At 66.7% G+C, this 19718-nt stretch carries 13 protein-coding genes and 3 tRNA genes; 15 read left to right on the forward strand and 1 reads right to left on the reverse strand.

Annotated features, from left to right (window positions below; all coding sequences use genetic code 11):
* Positions 1-111: 111 nt before the first annotated feature.
* The 8 genes from QC826_RS07510 (at position 112) to QC826_RS07545 (ending at position 6623) form a co-directional block, all read left to right on the forward strand.
* A tRNA-Asn gene (locus tag QC826_RS07510) sits at positions 112-187 on the forward strand.
* 135 nt (positions 188-322) lie between these two features.
* Positions 323-398 (forward strand) — tRNA-Asn (locus QC826_RS07515).
* Between the two features lie 370 nt (positions 399-768).
* The gene (locus QC826_RS07520) at positions 769-1998 is read left to right on the forward strand and encodes a hypothetical protein (protein WP_279765037.1); all 1230 of its coding nucleotides are present in this window, start codon (positions 769-771) and stop codon (positions 1996-1998) included.
* 386 nt (positions 1999-2384) lie between these two features.
* Positions 2385-4571 (forward strand): TonB-dependent receptor, encoded by a 2187-nt coding sequence (locus QC826_RS07525; RefSeq protein WP_279765038.1) that lies wholly within the window; start codon positions 2385-2387, stop codon positions 4569-4571.
* Between the two features lie 230 nt (positions 4572-4801).
* Positions 4802-5053 (forward strand): hypothetical protein, encoded by a 252-nt coding sequence (locus QC826_RS07530; protein WP_279765039.1) that lies wholly within the window; start codon positions 4802-4804, stop codon positions 5051-5053.
* A 25-nt stretch (positions 5054-5078) separates the two neighbouring features.
* On the forward strand, positions 5079-5768 hold the full coding sequence (locus QC826_RS07535) for a DUF3334 family protein (protein ID WP_279765040.1): 690 nt from the start codon (positions 5079-5081) through the stop codon (positions 5766-5768).
* A gap of 97 nt (positions 5769-5865) precedes the next feature.
* Positions 5866-5941: transfer RNA gene (locus tag QC826_RS07540), tRNA-Asn, on the forward strand.
* Between the two features lie 250 nt (positions 5942-6191).
* Positions 6192-6623 carry an Hsp20/alpha crystallin family protein gene (locus QC826_RS07545; RefSeq protein ID WP_279765041.1) on the forward strand — a complete coding sequence of 144 codons (432 nt, stop codon included), beginning with the start codon at positions 6192-6194 and terminating at the stop codon, positions 6621-6623.
* 97 nt (positions 6624-6720) lie between these two features.
* On the opposite strand, the gene QC826_RS07550 is transcribed toward QC826_RS07545, so the two are convergent.
* Positions 6721-7674 (reverse strand): hypothetical protein, encoded by a 954-nt coding sequence (locus QC826_RS07550; protein ID WP_279765042.1) that lies wholly within the window; start codon positions 7672-7674, stop codon positions 6721-6723.
* 127 nt (positions 7675-7801) lie between these two features.
* Here QC826_RS07550 and QC826_RS07555 point away from each other — a divergent pair, with 127 nt between their 5' ends.
* The 7 genes from QC826_RS07555 to QC826_RS07585 all read left to right on the forward strand — a co-directional run bounded on the left by QC826_RS07555 (position 7802) and on the right by QC826_RS07585 (position 19714).
* Positions 7802-8653, forward strand: a complete 852-nt coding sequence (locus QC826_RS07555; protein WP_279765043.1) for a M15 family metallopeptidase — start codon at positions 7802-7804, stop codon at positions 8651-8653.
* Between the two features lie 125 nt (positions 8654-8778).
* Complete coding sequence (tssM, locus tag QC826_RS07560; RefSeq protein ID WP_279766413.1) at positions 8779-12741, forward strand: type VI secretion system membrane subunit TssM; 3963 nt, start codon at positions 8779-8781, stop codon at positions 12739-12741.
* Complete coding sequence (gene tagF, locus QC826_RS07565; RefSeq protein ID WP_093389489.1) at positions 12738-13706, forward strand: type VI secretion system-associated protein TagF; 969 nt, start codon at positions 12738-12740, stop codon at positions 13704-13706. Before tssM ends, tagF begins: the two co-directional genes overlap by 4 nt.
* 19 nt (positions 13707-13725) lie before the next feature.
* Positions 13726-14502, forward strand: a complete 777-nt coding sequence (locus QC826_RS07570; protein ID WP_279765044.1) for an OmpA family protein — start codon at positions 13726-13728, stop codon at positions 14500-14502.
* Positions 14503-14557: 55 nt separating this feature from the next.
* Positions 14558-16399 carry a type VI secretion system baseplate subunit TssF gene (tssF, locus tag QC826_RS07575; RefSeq protein WP_279765045.1) on the forward strand — a complete coding sequence of 614 codons (1842 nt, stop codon included), beginning with the start codon at positions 14558-14560 and terminating at the stop codon, positions 16397-16399.
* Complete coding sequence (tssG, locus tag QC826_RS07580; RefSeq protein ID WP_279765046.1) at positions 16363-17430, forward strand: type VI secretion system baseplate subunit TssG; 1068 nt, start codon at positions 16363-16365, stop codon at positions 17428-17430. The genes tssF and tssG overlap by 37 nt, the downstream gene beginning before the upstream one ends.
* Positions 17431-17536: 106 nt before the next feature.
* The gene (locus QC826_RS07585) at positions 17537-19714 is read left to right on the forward strand and encodes a type VI secretion system Vgr family protein (protein WP_279765047.1); all 2178 of its coding nucleotides are present in this window, start codon (positions 17537-17539) and stop codon (positions 19712-19714) included.
* Positions 19715-19718: the final 4 nt, after the last annotated feature.

Raw genomic sequence — 19718 nt, forward strand, 5'->3', positions numbered from 1 at the left:
GCCGCCGACCGCTCCGCTCGGCACGTTTTTCATGCGTACAATATTTTTTGCGAAATAATTTCCATTCGGGGCAGCCAAATCCGCGTTGAGCAGCTATAATGCTGCCTCTGTTCCCTGATAGCTCAGTTGGTAGAGCGACGGACTGTTAATCCGCAGGTCCCTGGTTCGAGTCCAGGTCGGGGAGCCAGAATTTCGAAAGCCACGTTGCTTAGCGTGGCTTTTTTAATGAGCACCGGGAGCCGAAGCCCGGCATGCAGCAGGTGGGAGGTTTCCGCCTCGGCCTCGCCCAAAGCGAGATCGGCATAGTTAATTCGCGCACTTTTCCCTGATAGCTCAGTTGGTAGAGCGACGGACTGTTAATCCGCAGGCCCCTGGTTCGAGTCCAGGTCGGGGAGCCAGAATACAGCAAGACCAACAAGCCCAGCCTTCACCGGTTGGGCTTTTTGCGTTTGGCGGCTGGATGTTCCAGCATGGCGGGCCGCAGAGATGCTGTTGGAAGTTGGTATGGCCTCGTAAAATTCGTGACAAAATGTGAGGTTTTCGTTTGGGCAAGGTGTTATTCTGACCGGGTGCGGCAGAATTCGGCCGGGTGCGGCAATTGCGATATCGGACCTTCTGCGCTCCTCGAGCGATCGGGCAAACGGTCGCATCGTCGTAACGATGATGGCGCGCGTACACTGACCCGCAAACTGGAGCCCCATTCCGTGAATCCGCGGTGCCCTGGTTCGGGTCCAGGTCGGGGAGCCAAAATATCGAAAGTGGCTGGATTTGTCCAAGCACTCTATTCTCAACGTCACCGACGTCATGCTGCCTTTCGAGCCCCGCATTGTCGATCTCGGACGCCAGACCGTGCTCAGCGAGCGCCACCTGTTGCCTGCGTTGCTAGAACTTGAGGCTTTCTTTCTGGCAATCCGGTTGCATGTGGACTTGACGTTGGAGCGCGCACAGCCGGTCAAGCTGGGGAAAGCGTATCCTCTAGGCCAATGTCTTGAAATCTCGTTGGCGGTGATGCGGCTGCTGGAGCAGGTCGATGTGTCCGCAGTGCGGCTGTCGGATGCCGCCGTTGCCGGCCGTACGGCATTTGCCGCCTTCCGCAAGGCTGGCGGCGCATTCCGGCTGGTGTGGGGTGATCTGCGTGGCGAATTTTTCCAGAACGCCTTTCAGCTGGGCACCTTGTATCTGGACGTTTCCAACGATACGGTGACCCCCACCAAGCCCAAGGTGGAAATCCTGCCATTCGAGCAGGCGCGCCTGATCCCGGTCGCCGATTACCGTCATTTCGCGCGGATTTCCTCGCGTTACTGGAAACATCGCGTCTACCCGAACCATGTGCTGCCCGAGTTTGCGCCGTATTGTCCGCTGATTCATCTCGCGGCGGACGGTGTGCTGGCGATCATGGACTGCACGGAATATATGGTTGGCATGACCAGGGCGGGGCGCTTCGCGCCCAGCGAGGAAGTGCTGTCGGACCAGCCGATGCCGGCCGTCTTGTTTCAGTACATTGTGCAGGCATTGGGCGAAGTGAAATCGACCTTGCCGCGCACGGCGGAAGAGGGGCGAGTCATGGCGCTGCGGGCTTGCCGCGAATACCGCGGCAAGCGCTGGTACGCCACGCCGCGCCATGGCGCAAAACTCGTCATGGCTATCCATGAAATCAACCGCAGCTTGCTGCACGCGAGCACGGCCCAGCCTTACGTCGCGCCATCCGAAGCAACCCCTACACCTGTAAAAACTGGAGCTGGCATGAACGCACCCGGGAAAATTACGATCAATGGCACGGAGTTCAGCGCTGCCGCCATGTCCGAAGAGGCGCGCCGGAATTTCGACATGGTGCGTGTCATCGACAATAAGCTTGTGGAGTTGCAGCGCGACGTGGAAATCCATCAAGCCGCCCGCAACGCGTATATCGAGGCGTTGGTGAAATCGCTGTCTGCGGCGCCCGGGCGGGGCACCTGCGACGGATGGTTGATGTCGCAGTTCAATCTTGTTTCCTTTTGAAATGCAAGATATTTTCTCGCGATATGCGGGATTCCTGCTCGCTTAGCTGAAAACTGTTGTATATGGCGCAGCCATGGCTATATTGGTCTTGCTATACCCACTATCAATGCCAGACAATACCGCCTTTCTGCAAGTCGGCACATTCCAGACATCTTCAAGATGCGGGCCAGACCAGCGCCCGCCACCATTCCGGCCAGTTCCCTCACGCGAACCGCCGCCAAGGCGAGGCGCATGGCGCGCCCAGTTTTTGCCGAGGGCGGGGTGATCCCCCGCTTGCGCCGCCGCCCCGGCCAGACCGGGCGGATTGGACGGCGTCCATACAAGAGGAAGCAGGAGACAACTGTGAACCACTCTTTGTACGAATTTTATTAAACCGAGGAATGTAAATGATCAAACTGTCCAAGATGCACAAGCGCCTGCTGGCGCTGGGTGCGGCGATGCCTATTGGCTCGGCCATGGCGCAAAGCGTCCCAGCCAGCGCACCGCAACTGGAAACCGTCACCGTCACGGCGCAGCGCCGCACCGAGAACATCCGCGAAGTGCCGGTGTCGGTGTCGTCGCTGAACAATGAGAAGCTCGACGTGCTGCTGTCCGGCGGCCAGGACATCCGCCTGCTGGCCGGCAAAGTGCCGAGCCTGAACGTGGAATCGTCGACCGGCCGCGTCTTCCCGCGCTTCTACATCCGTGGCTACGGCAACAGCGACTTCTCGATCTTCGCCTCGCAGCCCGTCTCGCTGATCTATGACGACGTGGTGCAGGAAAACCCCATCCTCAAAGGCTTCCCGCTGTTCGACACGAAAAACGTCGAAGTGCTGCGCGGCCCGCAGGGCACCCTGTTCGGCCGCAACACCCCGGCCGGCGTGGTCAAGTTCGAATCGGAAAAGCCCAACCTGAAAAAGGTCGAGGGCTACTACAACCTGTCGTGGGCGACCTACAACACCGCCAACGTCGAAGGCGCCGTCAACGTGCCGCTGAGCAAGGAATGGGCGCTGCGCGTGTCGGCCCTGCGCCAGCACCGCGACAACTTCGTCGACAACACCACCACCGGCAAGCAGGACGCGCTGGAAGGCTACAACGAGCACGCCGAGCGCGTGCAGGTCCTGTACGCGCCGAACGCGGCCTTCAACGCCCTGTTCAATGTGCACCAGCGCACCACCACCGGCAGCTCGCGCGTGTTCCGCGCCAACATCATCAAGTTCGGCAGCAACGACCTGGTCGACGGCTACGACAACGGCAAGGTCGCCAACAACGGCCTGAACTACCAGAACCTGCGCACCAACGGCGCCAGCATGCGCCTGAGCTGGGACCTGGACGCGGTCAAGCTGTTCTCGATCACCGGCTACGAGTCGGTCGGCAAGTACGAAAGCCGTGGCGACATCGACGGCGGCAGCGTGCAGCCGGGCGTGCCGTTCCAGGTGGAATCGGCCGCCACCATGCCCGACCTGAAGCAACTGAGCCAGGAGTTCCGCGTCGAATCGAAGAACGCCGGCCCGCTGAACTGGCAGAGCGGCCTGTACTACTTCCATGAGGACGGCAAGGGCGGTTCCGACGGCTTCGACAGCACCAAGGGCAACATCCAGACCTCGCACCTGCTGAGCCAGCAGGTCAACACCGCCTGGGCCGCCTTCGGCTCGGTCAACTACGCGGTCAGCGACGCCTTCTCGCTGCGCGGCGGCCTGCGCTACACCTACGACAAGAAGCGCTTCGCCACCGTCGAGGCGGTCAACGTGGTGCAGATCGCGCCGCAGTCGGTCGGCGAGAGCAAGTCCAAGGTCAACTGGGACGTCAGCGCCGTCTACAAGCTCAACAAGGACGTCAACGTCTACGCCCGCGTCGCCACCGGCTTCCGCGCGCCGAGCATCGCCGCCGCCAACGACAAGGTCGCCATCACCGTGGCCGACGCCGAGACCATCACCTCCTACGAGGCGGGCATCAAGGCCGACCTGTTCAACCGCCGCGCCCGCGCCTCGTTCAGCGTGTACGACTTCGACATCAAGAACCAGCAGCTGACCGTGGTCGGCGGCCAGTCCAACGTCACCAAGCTGATCAACGCCGCCAAGACCAAGGGCCGTGGCGCCGAGATGGATCTGGAAGGCTTCGTCACCAGCCAGCTGAAGATGAGCGTCGGCGGCAGCTACAACTTCACCGAGATCCGCGATCCGAGCCTGAGCCTGCCGGCGTGCCGCACCTGCACGCCGCTCAACCCGGTCGTCAACGGCCAGATGCTGCTCAACGGCAACGCGCTGCCGAACGCGCCGAAGTGGATCGCCAACGCCACCGCGCGCTATTCGATCCCGCTGGAGAACGGCGAGCTGTTCCTGTTCACCGACTGGTCCTACCGCACCAAGGTCAACTTCTTCCTGTACGAGTCGAAGGAGTTCACCGGCAAGCCGCTGACCGAGGGCGGCGTGCGGATCGGCTACATCTGGCAGGACGGCAAGTATGAGCTGGCCGCCTACGGCCGCAACATCACCAACAAGCAAGTGGTGACCGGCGCCATCGACTTCAACAACCGCACCGGCTTCGTCAACGAGCCGCGCCTGTGGGGTGTGCAGTTCAAGGGCGGCTTCTAAGTCCTTGCCGGCGACCCCCGCCGCCTAAAAAAACCCAGCCCTCGCCGGCTGGGTTTTTTATTTGGTGCGCCACTGGGAAAACGACATTTCCTTGCGGAATGTATGAATCAGGTGGACGGGATATACACGGTTCAGTATTCTCTAGGTATTCGGCCGTGCGAGCGCCGCCTTCCCCCGGGGGAGGCGGAACCGCGTTTCGCGGGCGCGCCGGCAAGCAAAGGGGAAAGGCCATGCAGATCACCGAGGCGGCGCCACAGACAGAACTGTTGGTGGCCGAATTGCCCGCCGGGCGGCCGCTGGCGCCGTCGGCGTCGTTGGCCGTGCGGCGCATGGGCGAGCTGGAGGGCGCGGTCAATCAGCTGCGCGACCGCCTCGCCGCCATGCCGGCCGGCGAGGCGTGCGCGCCGCAGCGGCGCGAGGAGATCGGCCGCCTGCTCAGCCAGGTGGCCCTGTTCCGCCTGGCATTGACGGATAAAAAGTAGGTTTCAAAAATAATTAGGGGAAAACATGACCATGAACGACAAGGGTATTGTGTACGGCACGGAAGACCTGCTGACCAGTCTGTGTAACTCCGTGACACGCGTGCTGGGTATCGCCACGCAAAGCAAAGTCTATTACTCTGCCATGGTCCAGCGCATCACCAAGGTTGGTTTGAAGCCGGACATCGGCTGTTTCGTGCTGTTCGACGGCGGCTTCACCGGCCTGGTGGTGCTCAACTTCGCCGCCGACACGGCGATGGAGATCTACGAGCGCTACATGCTGCACATGGGCATGCCGAAGTCCGAGCTGGCCAGCTCGCACACCTCGGACGAGGTGTCCAACATCCTCGGCGAGTTGATGAACCAGATCGTCGGCGACTTCACCGGCAAGGTGCGCCGCGAGCTGCAGACCAACATCACGCAGAACCAGCCGAAGATGCTGGTGCTGACCAAGCAGGTGATGCTCAGCGTCGACACGCCGCTGGACCGGCCGGAGATGCGCCGCGTCTCCTTCTACACGGAGAAGAGCAACATCTTCTACCTCGAGCTGGCGATCGACCGCACCGAGTTCGTGCGCCTGTACGACTTCGACCCCAACGAGGAGACCGACCCGGACACGCTGATGGACAAGGAGCGCGCCAACATGGACGCGGAAAGCTCGCCGCCGGCGATGGCTGCGGACGACAACGACGAGCTGCTCAAGTCGCTGGGCATGTAGCGGTCGGGGCGGCGGCGCCGTGTTTTGCGGCTCCGCTAAAAATCCCCGCAGGTGAGCTGGACAGCGGAAATTTCGCCGTATATAATGCGGCCTCTTTTCCCTGATAGCTCAGTTGGTAGAGCGACGGACTGTTAATCCGCAGGTTCCTGGTTCGAGTCCAGGTCGGGGAGCCAGAACACATAGAAAGCCCAATCCTAATCCGGTTGGGCTTTTTTGCGTCTGGGCGCGACGGTGGCGAAGCTTGGCGACAGACCGCCTTGCGCGGGATGAAAGGAGCGCTGCGGCGGGTTTGATGTGCGTCATGCCTGCGGCGGGACCGACTTTTATGATGGAGGTCGGGAGGGCGCGTGTCGTCTGGTGCGCACCGGATCCCGTCAGCAGGTGCTCAGGCACCACAAGGGAGGAATGATGGCAAACAATCTGATGCGATTTGACCCGTTTCGCGATTTGACGCGCTTCGATCCGTTCCGCGACATAGACGAACTGTTCCGCGATTTCTCGCCCGCCGCCTTCCGTGGCGGCATGGAGGTGGCGCCACGGTTGCGCATGGACGTCAACGAGAACGAGCAGGAGTATCTGGTGAAGGCCGAGATCCCCGGCGTCAACAAGGAAGACATCAAGGTGGCGATCAACGGCAATCAGGTGTCGCTGTCGGCCGAGATCAAGCAGGAAAAGAGCGAGAACGAGGGCGGCAGCCTGCGCAGCGAGCGCTACTACGGCCAAATGCAGCGCAGTTTCACGCTGCCGCAGGAGGTCGACGACGAGCAGGCCCAGGCGCGCTACGAGAACGGCGTGTTGCACCTGACGCTGCCGAAACGCAGCGGCGGCGGCGGCAAGCAGTTGGCGATCCAGTAGCCTGCGCGTGGGCGCAGCCGGCGCAGCCATCGCAGGCGGAGGCCGTGGTGGGATGGCTGCGGCAGTGATGGTGGCGCGACGATGCTGGCGGCCGGCCCTAGTGGCTGGGCGCGCGGCAGGCCGGGTCGTTGTCCCAACGGCCGGAACAGATGCGCGAGCGGCACAGCATGCCCTCGATCTGTCCCAACTGCTTGCAGCGCTGCAGCAGGCCGGCGGTGGCGTCGCCGTCCTTGCGCTCGACCACGTCGCGGCTATTCTCGCCGACCACCATGGTTGGCTGGCTGGCGTGCGCCACCAGTGCCGTCAGCAGCGTGACGTCGGTGTCGGCGGCCAGGGCGGTGCTCGGCTGGAAGGACAGCGTCGCGGCTTTTTTAAGCTGCGGCGGGGGCCGGCTGTAGTCGCGGGCGCCGGCGCTGTCCGCCAGGTTCCGGCCGATACCGGACGGCGCCGGTGTCGGCTTGCTAGCGCCTGCCTTCGACGTGCGGGCCGCCGACGCGGCCGTCGGGCTATGCGCCGCGTTGCCGGTGTTGTCGGCGGCGTTGGCGGCCTTGGCCACGATGTAGTCGGCGCGCCTAGCCGGCATTGCCGCTTTGTTGGCAGGCCGGCCCACCAGCTTGTCCGGCCGCGCAATGTCCACCACCGGCTCATTGTTCCGTTCACTACTCCGTTCGTAGTTCCGCTCGTTGCCCCTAGCCACGGGCAGGGTGCTGCCCGGCTCGTTGATGATGGCCGCCGGTGCCGTTCTGTTCACCAGGTCGGCGAGCGGCGGCGTGCTCGCGCCGTCGTTGGTGGGCGCGCGCGCGCTCAGCGGCAGCGCGTGCCGCAGCGGCGGGGCGCCGTCGCGGTGGGTCATCCAGGCCAGCACGCTGAGTATCAACAACAAGGCCAGCAGGGCCAGCGTCCAACCGTTGAGTTGCAAGCGGGTTAGGCGGTTCGGCGCCAGCATGGCGCCGCCATGCTCCAGGCTGGCCAGGATGCGCTGGCCGCCGGTGTTGCCGTTGCCGACCGTGCCCTTCGACAGCAGGTTCGGCCTTTGATTCGAAGCGTCCAAAATATCCTCCCTGACTTTGATATAGCCTTCGATGCGATTTGTTGGCAGGTCTACGATGTAGCGATCTCGACTGGGCTGACAGCAAGTGTCCGATCTGCGCGTCCGGCCCGCTTTGACGGAGCGCACCATGTTTCTCTTTTCCGTGCTGCTATTTTTCCTGCTGGCCTGCGCCGGCGCCTGGCTGTTGTTGTTCGACGGCGGCCGCGCGCTGGTGACGCAGTCGCTGGCGCAACTGGGGCGCCGCTTGGAGCAGCGCTGGCAGCGGTTGAACCAGGCCGGCGGCCAGCGGGCCGCCGCTGCGGGGCAGGGCGCGCGCGAGGGCGCACGCCAAGGCGCGGCGCGGCTGCTGCGCTGGCTGCGCCGCCGCTGCCTGTTGCTGTTGGCGGCCGGCGTGTTGCTGACCGTGCCGCCGTTGCTGGCCTGGCTGGTCAGCGACGGCAGCATGCTGGGCGGTTTCGACGGCGCGGCGCACGACGTCAACCCCCAGGTGCTGGCCTTGTTGGAGGGCGAACAGCTGGCGCCGCCGCTGTCGCCGCCACCGCTGGCCTTCACCACCGCCGAGGTGGCGCAGGTGCGGCCCCTGCTCGACAGCGCCAACCGCAACTGGCAGCTGCTCGACGCCGCCTTCGCCCAACGCCTGTTGCTGGTGTTTAAGATCATGAAGGAGAGCCATGGCTACGACATGGCGATCCTAGAGGGCTACCGCAGCCCGCAGCGGCAGGACCTGCTGGCCTCCGCCGGTTCGGCCGTCACCAACGCCAAGGCCTTCCAGAGCTACCACCAGTTCGGTCTGGCGGCCGACTGCGCCTTTTTGCGCAACGGCAAGCTGGTGATCTCGGAGCGCGACCCCTGGGCCATGCGCGGCTACCGCCTGTACGGCGAAACGGCCGAGACGGTGGGCCTGCACTGGGGCGGCCGCTGGACCATGATGGACTTCGGCCACACCGAGTTGCGCCTACCCGGCACGGTGAGGAAATAAGCCGCTTGGCCCTTGCGATCATTGTTTTCGGTCAAGAAATCGCCGCATCGAAGGTGGCACCATGGCTCGGTCTGCCCGGCCAGTCGCCGCGCCCGTTCCCAGCCCACCTTGCGAGCCCGCCCATGATGCGACGAATCTGGATTTTCCTGACCGACCGGCGCTACTGGGCCGTGATGGGCTTTGTCGCCCTGGCGGTGGTGTTCTACTTCGGCGCCGAGCGGCTGGAACTGGCGCTGATCTGGGCCGTTGCCGGAATGGCGCTGGCGTTGTTGTTGTGGGTGGTGGTGTGGTTGGCGCGGCGCGGCTACGCCAAGCGCGAGGCGCAGCTGCTGGGCGACGCCATCAGCAGCCAGGCCGCCGCCGAGGCGGCAGCGGCGGCGGCCGATCCGGCGGCGGCGCCGGAGCGGGCCGAGGTCAAGGCGCTGCGCGAGAACATGCTGAAGGCCATCGCCACCATCCGTGGCTCCAAGCTGGGGCAGAGCTCCGGCGCGCGCGCCCTGTACGAGCTGCCCTGGTACATGATTATCGGCAACCCGGCGGCCGGCAAGAGCAGCGCCGTCACCAATTCCGGTCTGCAGTTCCCCATCGCCGAGGCCAAGGTGGTGCGCGGCGTGGCCGGCACCCGCGATTGCGACTGGTTCTTCACCACCGACGGCATCCTGCTCGACACGGCCGGCCGCTATTCGGCCGAAGAGGGCGACCGCGCCGAGTGGTGCGGCTTCCTCGACCTGCTGAAGAAGTACCGCAAGCGGGCGCCGATCAACGGCATCATCATCGCCGTCAACGTCTCCGAGCTGCGCGGCGCCAACCCGGAGGCCGGCATAGCGTTGGCGCGCAAGCTGCGCCAGCGCGTGCAGGACTTGATCGAGCGGCTGGAGGTGTTCGCGCCGGTGTACGTGCTGTTCACCAAGGCCGACCTGCTGGCCGGCTTCGGCGACTTCTTCGGCCGCGCCGAGCGCAGCGAGCGCGAGCGCGCCTGGGGCGCCACCATGCCCTACAAGCGCAAGGCCAGCAGCCAGCAGGTGCTCAGCTTCTTCGAGCACAGCTTCGACGAGCTGTGCGCCGGCGTGCAGGAGCTCAGCCTGGCCAACATGGGGCGCGGCCGGCGCGAGCACATGGCGGCGGGCGTGTTCACTTTTCCGATCGAGTTCGCCAGCTTGAGGGTGTCGCTGCGCGCCTTCCTGGCCACCTTGTTCGAGGAGAACGCCTTCCAGTTCAAGCCGGTGTTTCGCGGCTACTACTTCACCAGCGCGCTGCAGGAGGGCGTGCCGGCCAGCGACGAGTCGCTGCGCATCGCCCGCCGCTTCGGCCTGAAGGCTGCGCAGGAGCCGGCCGGGGAGCCGCCGGCGCAGTCCGGCTACTTCCTGCTCGACCTGTTCCGCAAGGTGATCTTCGCTGACCGCGACCTGGTGTCGCAGTACGCCAGCAAGAACAAACTCCAGCTGCGCTACGCCGCCTTCTTCGCCGCCGTGGTCATGCTGGGCGTGTCGCTGGGCGGCTGGAGCTGGTCTTATTTGGGCAACCGCCAGTTGGTCAGCAATGTGCGGGCCGACCTGGACAAGATCGTCAAACTGCAGGACCGGCGGCTGGACCTGCAGTCGCGCTTGGAGGCGCTGGATATCTTGCAGGACCGCATAGAACAGCTCGATACCTACCGGCGCGAGCGGCCGTGGTCGCTGCGCATGGGGCTGTACCAGGGCGAGTTGTTGGAGCGCAAGCTGCGCGAGGAGTATTTCGCCGGCGCGCGCGAGGTCATGCTCAAACCGGTGGTCGGCGGCCTGGAGGCCCTGCTGGCCGAGATGAACGCCAACGCCGACCAACTGCGCCCGGCCGGCCGGGGCGCGGCGGCCGTCGGCGCGGTGGGCGGCCCGCTGCCGGCGGTGGCCACGGCTGCTGCTATGGCCACGGCTACAAATGCGGCTGCGGCCACGGCCACAGCCGCGGCTGGCAACGCTGCGCCGACGCCAGCCGGCGCGCCGGTCGCGTCGCATGAGGCCGCGCAAGCCGGCAGGGCGCCCACCTCGGCCGAGCCGGCCCCGGGCGGGGCGGCGGCCCCGATCGCGGCCCCGGCCGCCGCACCGCTGGCCGCCTCGTCGGCCTCCCCGCGCCAGTTCCTGGACGCCTCGCCGACCAACGTCGAGGACGCCTACAACGCCCTGAAGACCTACCTGATGCTGGTCGACAAGTCCCACGCCGAGCCCAGCCACCTGAACGACCAGATGACGCGCTACTGGCGCGGCTGGCTGGAGGCCAACCGTGGCGCCATGCCGCGCGAGCAGCTGATCCGCAGCGCCGAGCGGCTGATGACCTTCTACCTGGGCCAGATCGGCGACACCAGCTGGCCGCGCGTCGAGCCCCGGCTGGCGCTGGTCGACCAGGCGCGCGAGAACCTGCGCCGGGTGGTGCGCGGCATGCCGGCGCGCGAGCGCGTCTACGCCGACGTGCGGGCGCGCGCGGCGACCCGCTTCCCCGGCGTGACGGTGGCGCGCATCGTCGGCGAGCAGGACCAGGCCTTGCTGGCCGGCAGCCACGCCGTGGCCGGCGCCTTCACCCGCGAGGCGTGGGAGAAATACGTCAACGCCGCCTTCAAGGAGGCCGCCACCCACGAGCTGCAAAGCGCCGACTGGGTGTTGAAGACCGCCTCCAAGGACGACCTGACGCTGGAGGGCAGCCCGGAGCAGATCCACAAGGGCCTGGTCGACCTGTACAAGGCCGACTACGCCCGGGAGTGGCTGAAGTTCGTGCAGGGCGTCAGCGTCGCCGACTTGAACGGCTTCAACGGCGCCGTCAGCGCGATGAACCGGCTGGGCGACCCGCAGTCCTCGCCGATCGCCAAGCTGCTCACCACGATCTACGAGCAAACCTCGTGGGACAACCCGACCCTGATGAACGCCGACATGCGGCAGGCCCGCAGCGGCGCGGTGCAGTGGGTCAAGAACCTGTTCTCGCGCAACGCGCCGTCCGGCCTGGGCGGCGTCAACGTCAACCTGCAGCTGGACCAGAGCAAGCTCGACAAGCCGATGGGGCCGATCGGCCGCGAGTTCGCCGGCGTCGGCAAGCTGGTCTCGGCGCGCGACAAGGACGCCTCGCTGATGCGCTCCTACATGGAGGCGCTGTCCAAGCTGCGCAGCCGGCTCAACCAGCTGAAGAACCAGGGCGACCCCGGCCCCGGCGCGCGCCAGTTCATGCAGCAGACGCTCGAGGGCGGCGGCTCCGAGCTGGCCGAGGCGCTGCGCTACGTCGACGAGCAGATGCTCACCGGCATGAGCGACAGCCAGAAGCAGGCCATCCGGCCCATCCTGGTGCGGCCGCTGATGCAGACCTTCGCCGTCATCGTCGGCCCGGCCGAGGCCGAGCTCAACAAGACCTGGCTGGCCCAGGTGTACGAACCCTTCCAGCAGTCGCTGGCCAACAAGTACCCGTTCGCGCCCAACTCGCGGGTGGAGGCCAGCGGCGCCGAGATCGCCCAGTTCTTCGGCCCGGACGGCCTGATCGCCAAGTTCGTCGGCACGGCGATGGGGCCGCTGGTGGTGCGCCGTGGCGACGTGCTGGCGGCGCGCACCTGGGCCGACATGGGCATCGTCCTGCAGCCGCAGGTGGTGGCGCGCTTCCCCGGCTGGATCGCGCCGGTCGGCGCCGGCGGCGTGGCCACCGCCTCGGCGGCGGCGCAGACGGTGTTCCAGATCCAGCCGATGCCGGCGCCCGGCACGCTGGAGTACACCGTCGAGATCGACGGCCAGCAGCTGCGCTACCGCAACACGCCCGCGCAGTGGAGCAACATGGTCCATCCCAGCCCGCAGGGCGCGCCGGGCGCGCGCATCACGGCGGTGGCCTTCGACGGCCGCAGCGTCGAGCTGTTCAACGAGCCGGGCCAGTTCGGCCTGAAGCGCATGATCGACGCCGCCGCCAAGAAGCGCAAGGAGGGCGGCGTCTACGAGCTGCGCTGGAGCAACGGCGCGATCACCGTCGCGCTCGACCTGAAGATCACCAGCAGCCCGGAGACCAGCGGCGCCGGCGCCGCCCAGCCGCAGGAGCAGGGCTTCCGCGGCATGCGCCTGCCCGAGACCATCGTCGGGGCGGGCAAATGAGCCGCGCGCCGCAACGCATCCGGGTCGGCTACTTCGGCAAGATCGCCAGCCGCAGCGACTTCGTCAAGGCGGCCGACAACCCGGCGCTGGTCGAGCTGCTCGACCAGTGGCTGGCCGGCGCGATGAGCCAGCTCACCGCCGAGCCGCGCTGGAAGCAGTACTACGACGCGCTGGCGCCGCTGCACTTCGCCTTCGTCGGCACGCGCAGCCGGCGCGCCGTGGCCGGCCACCTGGTCTCCAGCGGCGACCAGGCGCAGCGCCGCTACCCCTTCCTGGTGATGTGCGCGCTCGAGGTCGCCGCGCCGGCCGCCTTCGTGCCGCTCAGCCCGCTGGTGCTGGCGCCGCTGTGGCTGACCCTGGCGCCGCTGGCCGGCCAGGTGCTGGCCGCCGCCGAGCCGGCCGCGCCGCTGCACGCGCTGGCCGGCGCGGTGCTCGAGCTCGATCCGGCCAGCGCCGAGCACGAGGACGGCTTCCTGCACTTCCTCGACCGCCACAACCTCGCCGCCCTGCGCGCGATGCTGGGGCGCCGCGAGGTGCGCCGGATGATCCTGGCCGTCGGCCTGCTGCTGCAGCCGGTGCGCGCCAGCGACGCGGCGCGGCTCGAGCGCGGCCTGGCCCTGCCGCTGCCGCAGGAGGAGCGCTACCGCTTCCCCGTCGCCGCGTTCTGGCTGGCGCTGGTCGGCCCCTTCCTGCAGCAGGGCGACTTCGAGCTGGGCCTGTTCTTCACCGCGCTGAACGGCCGGCCGGCGCTGGTGCTCGGCTTCGGCGGCGCCGCGCCGGACACGCTGCGCGCCATCATCGACCCGCACTGCGCCGCCGAGCAACTGATCGACTTCGAGCGGACCGAGTGGGTCGATGCCACCCTGGCCGAGCAGCCCGCCGTGCAGAAGTTGTCGAACTATCTGGAGCAGGACCAGCTGTCGCTGCGCTCGGTCTACGCGCTGTTCCACGAAGCCTTCGTTTGAGTCCGCCAGGAGTGTCGCCATGCGCTATCGAGCCAGTCTGTTGTCGCTTTGCCTGCTGGCCGGCGCCGGCGCCGCCCAGGTGCCGCCGCCGGCCAGCCCCAAGCCGGGCCAGATCGTGGTCAACGGCACCGTGCCGGACGAGGCCAGCAAGGCCGCGCTGCTGGGCCGCCTGCGCGAGCTGTACGGCGCCGAGCGGGTGGTCGACCAGCTCGGCATCGGCAGCGTGTCGGTGCCGCCCAACTGGGGCGGCTACGTGCAAAAGCTGATCGGCCCCAACCTCAAGTTGATCAGCAAGGGCCAGATCAAGGTCGACGGCAACAACGTCAGCCTGCGCGGCGAGGTGGCCAACGAGGCGCAGCGCCAGCAGATCGCCAGCGACATCGCCACCAGCCTGAACCCCACCTACACCGTCAACAACGGCCTGCGCGTCTCGGCCGCCGAGCAGAACCTGCTCGACCAGACGCTGGCCATGCGCATCATCGAGTTCGACAGCGGCAAGGCGACGCTGACCGCCTCCGGCCGGGGCATCCTCGACGAGATGGCCGCCGCCCTGCGCAAGGTGCAGGGCAAGAAGGTCGAGGTGATCGGCCACACCGACAACGTCGGCCTGCGCCAGAGCAACCTGGGGCTGAGCCAGGCGCGCGCCGAGGCGGTGCGCCTGTACCTGGGCGAGAAGGGCATCAGCCCGGACATGATCGCCGTCTCCGGACAGGGCCCGGACCGGCCGGTGGCCGACAACGCCGGCGCCGACGGCCGCGCGCGCAACCGCCGCATCGAGTTCCGTATCGCCCAGTAGGGGGCGGCGGCGGTCCGCGCCGCCGCCTGTTTGCAGCGCACAAGAGGAGAAGACGATGGAGCAGTTGTTGCCCTACTACCAGCGCGAACTGGCCTGGTTCCGCGAAAATGGCCGCGAGTTCGGCGAGCGCTTCCCTGGCATCGCCGGCGAGCTGCTGATGTCCGGCGTCGCCTGCGAGGACCCGCACGCCGAACGGATGATCCAGGGCTGCGCGCTGCTCACCGCGCGCGTGGGGAAACGCCTGGACGACGACTACCCGCAGTTCACCGAAACCTTGCTGGAAACGCTGTATCCGCACTATCTGCGCACCTTCCCCTCGTGTTCGATCGCCCAGCTCATCCTCGACGTGGCCGGCGGCAAGGACGCGAACGCCGTCGTGGCGGTGCCGCGCGGCACCCTCATGCACACGGCGCAGGTGGCCGGCGTGCGCTGCCGGTTCAGCACCGCCAGCGCGATGACCATCGCCCCGGTACGGCTGGCGAGCGTGCGCTTCGACCCCATCATCAACGCGCCCGCCTCTGTGCGCCTGGCGCGGGACGCCAGCGCGGGCATCGATATCACCATCGAAACGGACGAGGCGGAGGGCTGGCAGCGGCTGGGCCTCGGACAATTGCGCGTCTTCATCGACGGCGAGCCCTCGTTCTGCGCGGCGGTGCGCGACGCCCTGTTCATGCGCACCTGCGGCGCCTATGTCGATGTCGCCGACGGCGGCCCCTGGGCCGCGCTGGAGACGTCGCCGATCCGCGCCGCCGGCTTCGACCAGGAAGACGCCCTGGTGCCCGTCGCCGCCCGCTCGCACCCGGCCTACCGCCTGCTGACGGAATACTTCGCCGTGCCGGAAAAATTCAACTTCTTCGACATCGCGTTCGACCAAATCACGCCGCTGCTGCCGGCGCGCTGCCGGCGCTTCACGCTCCATCTGGCGCTGCGGCTGCGCGCCGACGCCAGCCTGTCGCGCACGCTGGGCGGCTTGTCGGCGCACAAGCTGTTGCTCAACTGCGTGCCGGTGGTCAACCTGTTCAGGAAGGCCGGCTCGCCGGTGAAAATCTCGCATACCGCGCCGGACTACCCGCTGCTGGCGGACGGCCCGCATCCCGAGGCCTACGAAATCCATACCGTCGAGTCGGCACTGCTGATGAACACAGGCAAGAAAGAGCGGACCGCCCACCAGTTGCAGCCGTTCTATAGCCGCCACCACGGCCAGGGGGCCGGCAAGGATGTGCGCTATTGGGTGGTGCGGCGCGACGAGATAGTGGCCGAGCTCAGTCCCGGCCACGAATTGCGCGTCGCCCTGGTCGACCACGACTTGACACCGATCGCAATCGACGTCCAAACGCTGTCCGTTGAATTCACCTGCAGCAACCGCGACCTGCCCAGCGCGCTTGCCTACGGCCAGCCCGGCGGCGACATGAGCGTCGACGGCCTGAACCAGACCGCCAGCGCCCGCTTCCTGCGCAAGCCGAGCGCCGCCTGCCGTTTCGACGCCGGCAACGGCGCCCATTGGCGGCTGATCTCGCACCTGTCGCTCAACCACCGCTCCCTGTCGTCCGTCGGCGTGGAGGAGTTCCGCCAGATGTTGACGCTGTACGACCTGCCGCGCTCGCCCATCACGCAGCGCCAAATCCAGGGCGTGGTCGGGCTGGAGTACAAGGTCGTCATGGCCTGGGTGGAGGGCACGCCTTGCGCCGCCCTGATGCCCGGCATCGAGGTGCGCATGACGCTGGACGAGGAGGCCTTCGTCGGCGGCGGCATCCACTTGTTCGCCCAGGTGGTCGACCATTTCTTCGGCCTGTACAGCCAGATCAATGTGTTCAGCCAACTGCTGGTCTTGTCGAAACGCAGCGGAGAGGAGTTGCTACGATGCCCACCGAGAAGCGGGGAAGCGCTGCTGGCGTGATGCAGCGCCTGTTCGACCGTCCCCATCAGTTCAAGTTCGTCCAGGCCGTGTGCCTGCTGGAGCGCTGGCTAGTCCAGCATGGCGTGCCGCGCGAGGCCGCGCTGACGCGATACGTGCGCTTTCAGAACAGCATCTCGCTGGGCTTTCCCGCCAGCGAGATCGAGGCCCTGCTGCCGGAGCTCGGCGTGGCCGGCGGAAGCGAGGCCGACATGCTGGCCGCGCTGCACAGCGGCGCGCTCAAGCATATCCACATCACGCCCGCCTTCATCGGCTTCCTCGGCGCGCAGGGCGTGCTGCCCAACCACTATACCGAGCGCATCGCCGCCAAGTTTCATTTAACCAAGGACGCCGGACCGCGGGCCTTTTTCGATTTGTTTTCCAACCGCATCGTCGCGCTGTTCTACCAGGCGTGGCGCAAATACCGGCTGGAACTGCCGCACGGCGCCGACGGCCAGGACGGCTTGCTGCCCTTGTTGCTGCTCCTGTCGGGCACGCCGGCCGGCAGCACCGGCCAGCCGGTGCCGGACGAGGTGGCCGCGTATTACGCCGCCGCCTTCCGCCAACGGCCGACCTCGCCGCTGCTCATCGAACGCGTGCTGGCCGACTATTTCGGCATTCCCGTCAAGGTCGAACCGAATCTGGGCCATTGGCAGAACATCGCGCCGGCCCTGCAGGCGCGGATGGGCGGCAAGATCGCCCGCCTGAACGTGAGCTGCCTGATCGGCCCGCGCACCTGGCGCCGCGACATGCGGGCGCGCATCAAGCTGGGGCCGCTGAGCAGGGCGCAGCACGCGCATTTCCTGCCCGATGGTGAAGGCGCCGCCGCGTTGAAGAACATGCTGTCGATGTTCGCCACGCCGACCCTGCAATACGAAGTGCGCCTGGTCCTGCGCGCAGCCGACATCGGCGGCGTCTGCCTGTCGCCGGCCGCCGACGGTGGCGGGGCGCGGCTGAACCGGGACGCCTTCCTGGCAGCCGGCCCCGGTGGCAGCGACCGCGACGACGCCTTCTACATCATCGACGCGTTGTGATTTCGCCTCACCGGCATCGGCCTTGCGCGGGCACAAGGCATTGCCGAGCTTGCTCGCTACAGTGCAATTCTGCCATCCCGTTTCCTATCGATAAGGAACAGCCACCATGAACCTGCTGCAGGGCGCCACCGAACTCATCGCCGCATTCAGCGACGACCCGCAGGGCCAGCGCCTGCTGCGGCTGGAATTCCCCAACGAGGACGGCCCGCCAAGCATGATGCTGGCCAACGCCCTGGTCGCCGAGGAGACCGTCTCGCGCGACTTCATCTTCACCGTGGAGGTGTTGTCGGACGACGCCCGCATCCCCCTCAAGCCGCTGATGGGCAAGATGGTCACCATCTCGCTGGTGCGCGACGACGGCAGCCTGCGCTATTTCAACGGCTACGTGTTCGCCTTCCGCATGCTCAAGACCGACGGCGGCTTCGCCTTCTACGAGATGGTGCTCAAGCCCTGGCTGGCCTTCCTGCGGTTGCGGCAGGACTGCATGGCCTACCAGAACCTGACGCTCACCGAGTTGTTCGATCAGATGTTCCTGAATTATGATCAGCGCGACTACCGCTACGATCTCGTCAGCCAAGCGCCTATGCTGAAGTTGGCGGTGCAGTACAACGAGAGCGACTACAACCATTTCCACCGCCGCCTCGAGGCCTGGCACGGCCACTATTTTTACGAGCACCGGCGGGACGGCCACACCCTCGTCATCGGCGACGACAGCACCTTGGCCGACCCCATCGACGGCGACGGCGTGATGGACTTCCAGAGCCAGGCCGGCGCGCTGGAGGACGACGGCGTGAGCCAGTGGAGCCCGGCGCGGCGGGTCGGCCAAGGCCGGGTGACGCTCAACAGCTACAACTTCAAGATCGCCGGCAGCGAGCGGCCCGAGCGCGACTCGATGAACCGCCAGGGCGACGTCGCCTCCTACGAGGTGTACGAGGACACCGGCGGCTATGGCTTCAAGAACTACCAGGACGGCGAGGCGGCGGCGCAGCGGCGCATGGAGGCGATCGACGCCCGGGGCCAGGACTTCGCCGCCCGCAGCAACGACCGCCGCGCCGAGCCGCGCCGCTCTTTCAAGCTGGCCGGCCACTTCAGCGGCGGCTACCAGCCGGTGGGGCCCGGCGAGCCCAGCGGCGACGACGTGTCCGAGCGCGAATACCTGATCCTGTCGGTGCGCCACGACGCCAGCAACAACTACCAGGACGGCAAGGGCGCCGCCTCGTACTACGAGAACACCTTCACCTGCCTGCGCAAGAGCATCCCCTGGCGCCCGCAGCGCGGCTTCAACAGCCGCGACGTGCGCATCCACGGCATCCAGTCGGCCAGGGTGGTCGGCCCCCAAGGCGAGGAGATCCACACCGACGAGTTCGGCCGGGTCCGCGTGCGCTTCCAATGGGACCGCAAGGGCAAGTCGGACCAGGCCAGTTCGCCGATGGTGCGCGTGATGACCGGTTGGGCAGGGGCGCGCTACGGCCAGATGCACATTCCGCGCATCGGCCAGGAGGTCATCGTGATGTTCATCGACGGCAACTGCGACCGGCCGATGATCATCGGCAGCGCCTACAACGACAGCAACATGCCGCCCTGGGAACTGCCGGCGAACAAGACGCAGAGCGGCATCCTGACGCGCTCGACCCGGGGCGGTAACCGCGAGACGGCCAACGCGCTGCGCTTCGAGGACAAGAAGGGGGCCGAGGAGGTGTGGCTGCACGCCGAACGGGATTTGCGCGGCGAGGTCGAGCGCAACGAGTCGCACACGGTGGGCAACGACCGCCGCAAGACGGTGGCGCACGACGAAACGGTGGAGGTCAAGCACGACCGCACCGAGACCGTCGGCAACGACGAGAAGATCACCGTGCACGGCAAGCGCGGCGAGCGGGTCGACCACGACGAGGAGATCGACATCGGCGAGAACCGGACGGAGTCGGTCGGCGGCAACGAATCCATCGCCATCGCCGGAGGGAAAATCGAGCAGGTGACGATGGCCAAGGCGGAATTGATCGGACTGGCGAAGACCTTGGACATCGGTGGCGCCTACGGCGTCGCGGTGGGCGCCATGATGCACACGCTGGTGGGGGATTCCCAATTCACCAAGGTAATTGCAGGCAAGTCAACCGAGGTGGGCACCACGTACAGCATCGACGCCGGCAGCGCGTTGGAGATCGTGGTCGGCGCCGCCAGCTTGCACATGTCGGCCGACGGTGCGGTGACGATCAAGGGTTCCAGCATCGACATCGGTGCTTCCGGCCCGGTCCGTATCAACGGCAAAGACGTTGACCTCAACTAGGAGG

This window comes from Rugamonas sp. DEMB1 (assembly GCF_029834475.1).
Taxonomy (GTDB): Bacteria; Pseudomonadota; Gammaproteobacteria; order Burkholderiales; family Burkholderiaceae_D; genus Rugamonas; species Rugamonas rubra.